The organism is Psychroserpens burtonensis DSM 12212 (assembly GCF_000425305.1).
Classification (GTDB): Bacteria; Bacteroidota; Bacteroidia; order Flavobacteriales; family Flavobacteriaceae; genus Psychroserpens; species Psychroserpens burtonensis.
On the sequence record NZ_AUDE01000011.1, the window covers coordinates 117,289 to 128,407 of the forward strand.

An 11,119-nucleotide genomic window follows, 5' to 3' on the forward strand; every position below is an offset into this window, starting at 1 on the left:
TTGTTTAAATTTATAAATTAAATCTTTGGTATGAGAATAATTTTAGTTTTCTGCGTTTCGTTTTTGCTCAATGGCTGCGCAATGTCGAAAGCGCCTTCAGAAAAAATTAATGGAGTTAGCTTTGTTGCTGCTAGAGAAGCTATTGAAGATAGACATACAAATCCAGTGGTTAATGTTGGTGCTAATTATGCAGCGATTATGCCTTTTGGGTTTTTGAAAAATCTAGATCATCCCGAAATTATTCATAATACAGATAGACAATGGTTTGGTGAAACCAGATCAGGAGGTAAGCAATATATTGAGGAGTTGAGGAAAAAGAATATTAAAATAATGGTTAAACCTCAAATTTGGGTTTGGAATGGTGAGTTTACGGGTCTCATTACGATGACCAATGAGGAGAATTGGAAAGATTTAGAAAACTCTTATACTAGTTTTATTATGGAGTATGCTGAGTTAGCGCAAGAAACCAAAGCCGAAATTTTGTGTATTGGTACAGAATTAGAAAATTTCGTTAAGGCACGTCCAGACTACTGGCATGATTTAATCACTAAAATCAAAACTATTTACAAAGGAAAACTAACCTATGCTGCCAATTGGGATGAGTTTAAACGTACGCCATTTTGGGGAGCATTAGATTTTATTGGAGTTGATGCTTATTTCCCAGTGAGCAATAATCAAACACCAAGTGTTGCAGATTGTAAAGCTGGATGGCAAGCGCATAAAACGGTTATTAAATCGGTTTCTGAAAAATACGATAGGCCTGTTTTATTCACAGAATATGGTTATCGAAGCGTTGATTTTACAGGAAAAGAACCATGGGTAAGCTCTCGTAGTATGACGTCCTTAAATTTTGACGGACAATCAAACGCAACACAGGCTTTATTTGAAGAATTTTGGAATGAGGACTGGTTTGCAGGTGGATTTATATGGAAATGGTTTCATGCTCATGACAAAGTAGGAGGCGACAAAGACAATCAATTTACACCTCAAAATAAACCTGTTGAATTTGTGATTCAATCCTTTTATAAATCTAAATAGTACCCTACATTTGTATATAGAAAAAAGACTATGCGAACATTAGTTATTGGAGATATTCACGGTGGTTTAAGAGCACTCACGCAACTTATAGAAGTTTCTAAGGTGACCAAAGACGATAGACTAATTTTTGTTGGAGATTATGTAGATGGCTGGAGTGAATCTGCTCAAGTAATTCAATATTTAATAGAGTTATCCAAGACTAGTGACTGTGTTTTTATTAAAGGTAATCACGATGTTTGGTGTGCTGATTGGTTGCGAACAGGAGATGGTGATTCAGTTTGGCTAGCACATGGAGGAAAAGAAACTGTCGACAGTTATGATGGGTTTTCTGAAGCAGATAAGAAACAACATTTATATTTTTTTGAAGATATGCAACTCTATCATATTGATAATGATAACCGGTTGTTTCTTCATGCAGGATTTACCTCAGTGTATGGCGTGGAAAAAGAAATACATAAAGAGAATTTCTACTTTGACCGTACGCTTTGGGAAATGGCCTTGACCATGGATAAGCGTATTGACAAACAGTCTAAGTTGTATCCAAACCGACTCAAACATTACCATGAAATTTACATTGGTCATACACCAACAACCAATTTTAAACAAAGCCAGCCTATGAATGCGATTAATGTTTGGAATGTGGATACAGGAGCAGCTTTTAAAGGAAAATTATCTGCTATGGATTTAGAAACTAAGGAAATGTTTCAAAGTGATACCGTTTATACCTTGTATCCAGATGAATTAGGACGTAATAAGCAATAATCAACCAATATACTTGTTATAATAAGTACACAAATCATCTGCACTAGCTCCCAACCATTTCTTCACATAGATCATCCAAAAGTGGTATTGTAGTTTCCAAATGCCAAGTTTACGATAGAGTCTTGCTGAGGTTACTATTTTTTTATTGATGACCACAAATTCCTTTCTAGCATAGAGTTCGTTAATTAATATGTTATCCTCATAAATGGTGAAATTCTCATCAAAACCACCAATCTCATCAAAAAGGGCTCTTGTAATAAACTGACTCTGATCACCACCACGACAAGCTCTCCATGAAAATTGTGTAAGCCAACCCGCTAATCGCAACCACCAATGATTGCTGTCGAATTTTAAACGAAAACATCCAGCGTTGTTGCCTTTTTTTACTTCGGAAATAATTAATTTATCAAAATGTAAAGGCGGAAAAGAATCCGCATGCAAGAAGTAAAGAATGTCTCCAGAAGCTTCTTTTGCACCAAGATTCATTTGCTTCGCTCTACCTTTTGGAGATGAGAGTAGTTTAATCCTTAAACCTAAACGTTTAATAATCTCTTGTGATCCATCAATACTTTGGCCATCAACGACTATGATCTCTGAAATAGTCTCCAACGACGAATGGTCTATAACATGAAAAAGGAGATCTTCAATTGTTTTAGCTTCGTTTAAAATGGGAATAATAATGCTTATCATATTTTTATCTACGCAAAAATACGGTACCTAGTTTTGTTCATTTAAATTCCAGTTATAATCAATATAGTGAATTTTAGTGTCTGCTGAAATTTTAATAGTTGCATATCTATTGATATAATCGATTACAGAACCGTTCTCAGTGAAATCACTCTTATACCATTTAAAGATTTCTGAAATTTTTGGAGCGTTTGTAGTGAGTTTATTTTTATTAGAATTATTAATAAATTCTATGGTTGCTCGTTCCATAAGGTCTTGAACATTGTCTGCTGTATAAGCAGTATTCAATAATTTTGGACAAGAAAAAGATGCACAATTAATAGCAAAATGAATTCTTGGCTCATTCATTTTCCGAAGAATTCCATTTTCAATATCGGCTAAAGAATAATCTTTATCTCCTATCTTTAGTCTGTTTTTTATCCAAGGATTATTAATATCTTTTATCCTTTTTGTAGGATAATTATCTGCGATAAGTTTAATTGTGTTAGCATTGTAAACATTTATGAAATAAGCCAACTGCTCATTTATACTCCAACTTTCAGCAGGTATTTGTGAAGCCAAATAAGTGACATACGTATTTAATTTTTGAATATCGTTTTTAAAACCTTTATAATCAACATCACCATTGTCTGCAACATATTTTTTTAATAAAGCATCCCAAGTTGAATGATCTAAAAGTGGATTAATAGTCACATAATCTGTCTGTACATCATCTTGAATTTCAACGTCTAGTTCCATTTCGCCTTCTATGGATTCCGTGCTGTCTTCAACTTCAGTTTCTATGTCCTCTTCTACTTCAGTTTGTAATATTGTTTTGTCTTTAACTTCTTTTATAGGAAGTCCTTTTGCAGAAAAACAACTACATAAAAAAGCAGAAATCACAATTGCGATAAAATAATTTGAATACTTCATGTTTTAGTTTTAGGTATTATAAACACTTACGGTAAACCTTAGATTTTGGTTTTAAGCGGATATAATTCTTGGTGTAAAAAATCTTTTGGGAAGTGTTCATCACCTTTAAAACCAATCTCTATGTCTCGTCCATCATGAGGTACATAGTCTGTTTTAAAGATATAATCCCAAATACTTAATGTTAGTCCGTAATTCACACCAAAACTAACATGATTAGGGAGTTCTTTTGCATGATGCCATATATGCATCTTCGGATTATTGAAAATATATTTCAATTGTCCATAGTCCCAACCCAAATTTGCGTGGTTGAGATGACCAATGGCGATAGAAAAGAAATACACAATAGCAACATCTTGTGAGCTGTAATTAGCAATAATTGCAAGAGGAATATATCTAATAGAATTATAGACCACAGGTTCCATCCAATGATAGCGTAAATGGGCAGCAAATCCCATTTCTTTTACGCTGTGATGTACTTTATGGAAATTCCAAAGCCAAGGGACGCGGTGTAATAAGCGATGTGTATTCCATTGCACAAAATCATTAATTAGAAAGAAAATGAAAAGACCTAACCATTTCGGTAAATCTGTAGAGTCAAAGAGTTGAAAGCTAGATAATGAAAGCCCTATACCCTCTAATATATCATTTAAAAATTCTGAGACCGTGTTTGATAAAGCGATAAGTATAATTAAATTAAGAATAAAGAAATTGAAGAACATGTAAAAGGTGTCCAACCAAAAGTCTTTTCTGAACATACCTTGGTTTTTTCTCCATGGGAATAATGCTTCCAACAACCAAACAATAAGCGAAATTGCGATTAATCCATAAAAATAGTTATCCCAATTATTTTGAAGTAGAATTTCATTCTTCAAATAATTCCAATAACCAGAATAGGAGTTTTTTATGAGGTCTATATATTTTTCCATCTTTAGCTCCTATGAAAGTAGGAGTCTCGCTTAAATAAAGTGTATTTTTATTTTTAGTTAATGAGATTTATGCCTTTGCAGTAAAGACGATGAACCTAGCAGCATCCACCGCCATCATAATGAAAGGTTGATTCACTAAAATAGATATCATCTCTTCCCAAAGCTTGTAAAGCTCCAGCAGTTTTATCACATATAGCTAGCGGTTGATTTTTTAATAAAATATGTCCAGCCTTGTCATCAAAATAATCTTCATCTCCATAATATATGGCTGCTTTTCCAGTAAAAATGCAAGGACCATCTTCTGGCATTGGATCTTTAATTGCAGCAACTTCAATAGATTCAATATAAATCAATTCGTCTGTCGGATAATTTTTTGGATCTAAGATTCTATAGGGTTTTCTAGCACGAATTTCAATAGTACCAAAACCTGCATCTGTTAATGCTTTGACATATTGGTCAATAGGTAGACTTCCACTAAGACAAAGCGCTCTAAGACGATCATCATTTCGTAACGTATCGTTCATAGGTTGCTCACAAGTAGGATCACTCATTACTAAACGACCATGAGGCTTTAAAATACGATACATTTCATCAATAGCGAGTTTTAAATCTTCGGCTTTAAAGATGTTAAACAAACAATTTTGAGCAGCGACATCAATACTGTTGTCTTCAACAGGTAGGTTTAAAGCGTCTCCCTTTTTAAGTTCAACAAAATCACTTTTAAACCAATCATTTTGAGCTTCGGCTTCAATAAAGTTTTTGCGTGACGCTTCTAACATTTCATCAACAACATCTACGCCAATAACGCCTCCTTTTTCACGGTTGAAATATGAAAATTGTAATAATTCCATTCCTCCACCTACACCTACATAAAGCATTTTAGGGTTATTAGTTAAATCTCTAGCATGAACCGTACTGCCACAGCCGTAGTTCATTTCTTGCATGATCTTCGGGATTTTTAATCCAGGAAATTCCCAAATTGGATTGGTAGTACAACACAAGCCAACATCAGGTGTTAACGCAGCGTCTTTATATAAATCGTTTGTAGCATTTAAATAGCTCATAATTATAACATTTTTATTAATTCTATAAATAAAGTGATCATATCGGGTTCAGCTTTTCCAGCCATAGCAATAATCTCACTAATATCTACAGGTTTGAGATTATCTGGGTCGCATTCATCTGTTAAAACTGACACTGCAACTACTTTTAAATTCAAATGATTTGCAACTATAACTTCTGGAACGGTGCTCATTCCAACAGCATCTGCACCTATAAGTTTTAGCATTTTATACTCTGCTCTGGTTTCTAATTGCGGTCCAACGACACTCGCATAAACGCCTTCATGTAATTTTATATGATGCGCTTTTGCAACTGTTTTAAATTTAGCATTGATTTCAAGATCATAGGGAGCACTCATATCTGCAAAACGCTCACCTAATTCTCCAACACCTTTAAAGGCTAGGGGAGAGCCACCTTGGAGATTAATATGATCATCAATCAGCATTAGTTCACCTTTTTTAAAGTCCAAATTAATAGCTCCAGAGGCATTGGACACTAACAGGGTTGTGATGCCTAAATGTTTCATAACTCGAACTGGGTACGTCACGTCTTGTAAAGAATACCCTTCATAAACATGAAAGCGACCTTGCATCACAATTACCTTTTTACCAGCTAAATTTCCGTAAATTAATTTACCCTTATGAAATTCTACCGTTGCAGTAGGAAAGTTTGGGATCTGGTTATAGCTCACTTCTGCTATAATCTCAATCTCATTAGTTAATTGACCTAAACCTGTACCTAAAATAATACCGACTTCTGGATTATCAAAACCTTTAGATTGCAAATATTCAGTAGTTTCTTGTATAAATTTAATCATGCGTAGTATAAAATTGTTTGAGTTGGTTGTAATGTTTCATATCGTCAAAGGTGTCGATATCATTAAGTGGTTTAAGCAAAGATACGGCCTTGTTTTTTAAATCTGACATCGTATCTTCTCTAACCGTCTCGGTTCCCCAAGCTTTGTTTTTAAAAATAGCTGGATGTAGTTGTTTCATTCCTAATAGATAATAACCTCCATCTTCTGCAGGGCCTAAAACGACATCATTATCATCTAACTTTTGAATAGCCTCTTCAATAATTTGTTCGTCTAAATCTAATAAGTCACTGCCAATGATGATGACTTTTTTATAGTCTAAATTTAATAATTCATCAAATGCATTGTGCATGCGTTCTCCCAAATCATTCCCTTTTTGTAGTTTTTTACTGAAATGTGCCCCACTCCAAATATCATCGTTGTTGATGTTTTCAGAATAAAACACATAACGATCTGCCTTTACCTCTTTTGAAATATTTGCTGTATGCTGAAGTAAATATTTATAAATATCGAGAGCAGATTGATCACCTAAAGTTTTAGCTAAACGAGTTTTACATTTACCTAGTTCTGGATTTCTGGTAAATATGATTAATGCAGTTTTCAATTGTAATTACTTTTTTTAGTCTCGGGATAAACCTTTGTTCCTTTAGTTAACCATTTGCTCCAAGCTTTTGAAAAAGCATGAATGCTGTCGGTTTTTTTATCTTCTGAATTATAAACCTTAAAACCCTTGTTTCTCCATTCAAAAATACCACCATATAAGTTTTTGACGTTCGTATAGCCAGCTTTTTTAAGTCGGTTGGCAATCGTTTCAGATCTAATTCCTAATGAGCAATACACAACAATAGCTTGATTTCTATCTTGAAGGTGTTGTATCGTTTGTTCTAGATTGAAATGATCGTACCCAACAAAAATGGCATCTTTAATATGGCTTACAGCGTACTCAGATTGTTCTCTAGCATCTAAAATAATAGCTTCAGTTTTTGGCATGGCTAATTCTTGAACTGAAATATAAGGTACAGTATTGTGGTTGTATTGCTTTAATAAGTCGTCTAACGAGTCTTGTGCAGACATAGAAAACGACAGTATTCCGAAGAAGATAAATACTATTAATTTCATTGTTTTATAATTGAATTTTGACGCCTTGTAAATCACGCTCTACCTCTGCTAAAATCTCAGTATTATCCCAAATACCAGTCACTAGTGTTCGAGCATATTCTTGAGGTAATACTCCGTTATCCATCAAGTTACTTGTCAACTTATAATTATAGTCTAAGGTGTAATGTTTAAAGGTAAAGCTTTCTTGAGTATCGTCCAAAATAGCATACCATACACTTGGGTTTCCGTCATTTGCTGGCATCCCAATCACACCCGGGTTTAACCATAACTTGTTTTCATGTTTATGGTTAAATGGTAAACCACAATGTCCAGCAATAATGACATCACTATTTGTGACATCAAAATCAGGCTGTTTTGATTCCCAGGGACTCGATTTGTAGATAAAAGCAGAGGTATTAAAATAAGAACCATGCACTACAGTTACACGTTTTTCTGCGTAATTAAATGAGATGTGGTCAGGAAGTGTTTTCATAAAGGTTAAAGAACTCTTGGATAATTTACTTTGTGCAAATGGATACCACTGTTGCGAAAATCCATCACAGCGAGATCCTTTTTTAAAATCACAACCGCAGTCTTCAGCACCTTCACCCAACTGTATTTCTACATTACCAACAATGCTTTTTGCCTTCCAAAGTTTAAACAGTTGAACCGTCTCTTCAGGTTGCGCACAATAGCCAACTATATCTCCTGTGCAAATGCAATTTTCTGCGGAAATTTGTTCGCGTTCAGCAACGTGCTTCATAGCTTCTAAAGCTTGTAAATTGCTGTAAACACCACCAAAGAGTAGTATTCTTCCCTTTATGGTTCCTAAATCTTCTATTTTTTTATCCATAGCATTTTCCATACAACAGGAAATCTTATCTTTTAATTACGATAAACTTTGGGATGATATAAATTATAATACAACTTAAAATCCCCCAAACATTGACCCAAAGTAAATCGGCATATTTGCCTTCAGTAAACATTAAGGATTCAGGAAAAACCCCAAATACTAATACAACCCCAAAAACCAATCCACAAATAACACTCAAGTAAAAACTAATTCGTGGTACTTTCATATTCCAGAATACAAATACTGGAGTTAAACCAATGACCATAGTTCCCGAAATGGTTGTAGCCGATAAAATTTCAACATCTAAAAATACAGGAAGCGTTCCCAAAATAGCAATTATTGCCATTGATATACGACCAAAGGTTAAATCTTTCCCCATTTTTAAATCAACAGCCAATAACTTAGAAAACGATGAGAATGTCGAATCTAGCGTAGATGCAGCAGACGTTATCATAATAAAATTAATGACTAATAAAATGATCACACCAAAGGCTTTCCCTACTTCAACTGCCGCTTGACCTTTCATGCCTTGTGTTTGTGCATAAACGCCAATGACACTAAATAATATGATGCAAATTGCACCTAAAATACTAGCTAGTAAAAAGCTTCTTCGTGTTACTTTTGGAGAGGTTATAAATGCGCGATCTGTCAATACAGGATCATGAAACGGATAACTAAATGACTGTATAATCGCTGCAAAAAATAAGTTAAGCCCTAGTTCAAAACTCCATGTTCCAGAGGTTACAATGTCTGTTGTCGAGAAATCTTCCGTAGAAAAAATAGTGCCCAAAATTATCATCAACAATACCGAAAACAAGACCATTTGTATTACATCTGTAAATATAGAACTGCTCAATCCACCTTTTACGGCATAGGCTAAAGTCAATACCGTAAAAACTATTATAGCTAAATAATAAGGCTGACTTCCAGATTCTCCAAAATAACTACCAATAACCATCGTATTACTCCACACCTCGTTAAATAAACGAATAGCAATTAAAATAGAGAAAATAGCCATAGCACCTTTCCCAAATTTTGTGGTTAGGAATTCGTGAATACTTTTAAATCTACCTTTAGTTCGCATTTGGTAAATCAATATACCAGCAACCGCGAATGACAAATAATAACCAGCATAAGCAACACCGCCAACAATCCCATAATCAAGACCTAGATTTGCAGCATTTGTGATGCTTTTGGCAAAAATCCATGAGATAATTAAGCTCCCAGTCAATACCAAAGTATTTGGTGCTTTGCGGTTACTCACAGCTTTAAAAAACTGATCTCTAGTTTTTGCTAATGGGGACAAGAAAAACAGTATCAAACTTGATACGAGTATTAATGTCCATTGCCAGTGTATTGTTTCCATGTTCCTATCTAAATACCATCCTAACCTTCCCAAAGTGAAGGGACTCTTGCTCGATCGTGTTTCTTCGTGAGGTTTCGTTTCTCATTATTTATTATTCATCCAGTCTCTCACACGTTTCCCTTTCCTTTGCAAAGGGCTAGGGATAGGATTACTCATTCCACCAAACCTTCACATTAATACTATTATCATCGGTTGCTGCTGCTACAATTGTGTAATTCTCATTATTTAAAGCGTCTTCTTCTGCGGGATAAGGCATGCGAACAGGGATTAAATCATTATTAAAACTTGCCGAAATTGTCCCTAATTCAGGGAGTCCTGTTCTGCGATACTCTATCCAACCTTCATAGCCATTAATCACATTGGCAATCCATTTTTGAGTCACGATTTGTTGTACAGGTGTTGTTCCGGGTGCATTGAAAGCGGCGTTTCCTATTAAGTAATCTAGAGGTAACTCGGTATTCCAGTACTCGAAAGCCAGTGCAACGCCAGTGTCATATAAATTTTGAGCATCTGCTACAATCAGATTTCTTGCTGCCGCCTCTGCTAAGGCAAATTGAACTTCCCAAGCGGTTATGAAATTTGCATCAAGGCTTGAAGTGTCTTCTCTAAAAGAAGGTCCTGCTAACGAATAATCTGATAAGGTTACAGACGTTTCTGATGGATCAATACCGTTAATTAATCCATTAAATTCTCCAGTTGATGAATTTGAAAATGGTCTAAAGAAGGTTTCAATTCTTGTATCATTCAAGTCTGTTAGGATGTCATCCATTGTTTCAGACAATACAAAATTGTTGAAATCACCAACACGTAATTGTGCTAAACGAAAACTATTAGGATCTGTATTTGTAAAATTGAATATCGCGTTTTGAACATTTGATGTGATATAATTACCACCATCAAAAACAGTTTGTAATTCTGCGGAAACATCAACTTGTCCAGAAATGCGTAGCAAATGTTTAATTTTTAGGGAATTTGCAAAACGTACCCAAGCACTTAAATCGCCATTAAATAAAATATCTCCTTCCAATGGAATCACATCACTGTATGCCTCAATAGCGGCAATGCCCTTGTTTAGATTATCTAGAATTCCATTCTCATTTAAGTAAATATCTTCTTGTAAATCATAAGTAGGTGTGACAGTTCCGTTGACACCATTAAAGGCTTCAAAATAGGGAACGTCGCCAAATAAGTCTGTCAAACCAGCAGTCATATAAGCTTTTAGAATTAACGCTGGACCTTCATAAACTGAAAAGGTTTTAACGGTTCTCGACTGATTTAAAATAATCTCATTATCGCGAAGATTTGTGTAAAACACTGGCCAAGGATTTCCTCCTAATTGTGGTGATTTAAGTGCATGACGATCAAAGAGATTAAAATCTAAGGCGGTTCTATGTTGTGACAATAAATCACCAGCTACAAATCCTTCGTAACTCATGTTTTCTCCAAAATCATAAATCACTTGACGTAATAGTAAGCTTGGTTGTACAGCGCTTGGTGAATTTGGGTTAGTATTAATGTCTTCAAAGTCTTTAGTGCAACTCACTAGTGCTAGAAGACCTAAAAATATAAATAGGTGTTTTATGTTTTTCATCTTAATTAGT

The 11,119-nt window shown here is 34.7% G+C and carries 12 protein-coding genes; 2 read left to right on the top strand and 10 right to left on the bottom strand.

Annotated features, from left to right (window positions below; genetic code table 11):
• Window positions 1–30: 30 nt before the first annotated feature.
• Both H593_RS0105105 and H593_RS0105110 read left to right on the top strand, forming a co-directional pair.
• Window positions 31–1,038 (top strand): glycoside hydrolase family 113, encoded by a 1,008-nt coding sequence (locus H593_RS0105105; protein WP_028871447.1) that lies wholly within the window; start codon window positions 31–33, stop codon window positions 1,036–1,038.
• Window positions 1,039–1,068: 30 nt separating this feature from the next.
• Window positions 1,069–1,800, top strand: coding sequence for a metallophosphoesterase family protein (locus H593_RS0105110; protein ID WP_028871448.1), 732 nt, complete (start codon window positions 1,069–1,071; stop codon window positions 1,798–1,800).
• Here the strand turns inward: H593_RS0105110 and H593_RS0105115 are convergent, their stop codons facing one another.
• From H593_RS0105115 to H593_RS0105160, 10 genes are all read right to left on the bottom strand, one after another.
• Window positions 1,801–2,490: a TIGR04283 family arsenosugar biosynthesis glycosyltransferase gene (locus H593_RS0105115; protein ID WP_028871449.1), complete on the bottom strand. Its 690-nt coding sequence runs from the start codon at window positions 2,488–2,490 to the stop codon at window positions 1,801–1,803.
• A gap of 27 nt (window positions 2,491–2,517) precedes the next feature.
• Window positions 2,518–3,399, bottom strand: coding sequence for a DUF547 domain-containing protein (locus H593_RS0105120; RefSeq protein ID WP_028871450.1), 882 nt, complete (start codon window positions 3,397–3,399; stop codon window positions 2,518–2,520).
• 38 nt (window positions 3,400–3,437) lie between these two features.
• Window positions 3,438–4,325 (bottom strand): sterol desaturase family protein, encoded by an 888-nt coding sequence (locus H593_RS0105125; RefSeq protein WP_028871451.1) that lies wholly within the window; start codon window positions 4,323–4,325, stop codon window positions 3,438–3,440.
• A gap of 95 nt (window positions 4,326–4,420) precedes the next feature.
• Window positions 4,421–5,389: an arsenosugar biosynthesis arsenite methyltransferase ArsM gene (arsM, locus tag H593_RS0105130; RefSeq protein WP_028871452.1), complete on the bottom strand. Its 969-nt coding sequence runs from the start codon at window positions 5,387–5,389 to the stop codon at window positions 4,421–4,423.
• 2 nt (window positions 5,390–5,391) lie between these two features.
• Complete coding sequence (locus H593_RS0105135; RefSeq protein ID WP_028871453.1) at window positions 5,392–6,204, bottom strand: purine-nucleoside phosphorylase; 813 nt, start codon at window positions 6,202–6,204, stop codon at window positions 5,392–5,394.
• On the bottom strand, window positions 6,197–6,805 hold the full coding sequence (locus tag H593_RS18535; RefSeq protein WP_037051536.1) for a TIGR04282 family arsenosugar biosynthesis glycosyltransferase: 609 nt from the start codon (window positions 6,803–6,805) through the stop codon (window positions 6,197–6,199). Before H593_RS18535 ends, H593_RS0105135 begins: the two co-directional genes overlap by 8 nt.
• The gene (locus H593_RS0105145; RefSeq protein WP_028871454.1) at window positions 6,802–7,320 is read right to left on the bottom strand and encodes a rhodanese-like domain-containing protein; all 519 of its coding nucleotides are present in this window, start codon (window positions 7,318–7,320) and stop codon (window positions 6,802–6,804) included. The genes H593_RS18535 and H593_RS0105145 overlap by 4 nt, the downstream gene beginning before the upstream one ends.
• A gap of 4 nt (window positions 7,321–7,324) precedes the next feature.
• Complete coding sequence (locus H593_RS0105150; protein ID WP_028871455.1) at window positions 7,325–8,152, bottom strand: metallophosphoesterase family protein; 828 nt, start codon at window positions 8,150–8,152, stop codon at window positions 7,325–7,327.
• Window positions 8,153–8,177: 25 nt separating this feature from the next.
• On the bottom strand, window positions 8,178–9,518 hold the full coding sequence (locus tag H593_RS0105155) for a sodium:solute symporter family transporter (protein ID WP_028871456.1): 1,341 nt from the start codon (window positions 9,516–9,518) through the stop codon (window positions 8,178–8,180).
• A gap of 148 nt (window positions 9,519–9,666) precedes the next feature.
• Window positions 9,667–11,109 carry a SusD/RagB family nutrient-binding outer membrane lipoprotein gene (locus tag H593_RS0105160; protein ID WP_028871457.1) on the bottom strand — a complete coding sequence of 481 codons (1,443 nt, stop codon included), beginning with the start codon at window positions 11,107–11,109 and terminating at the stop codon, window positions 9,667–9,669.
• Window positions 11,110–11,119 lie beyond the last annotated feature (10 nt).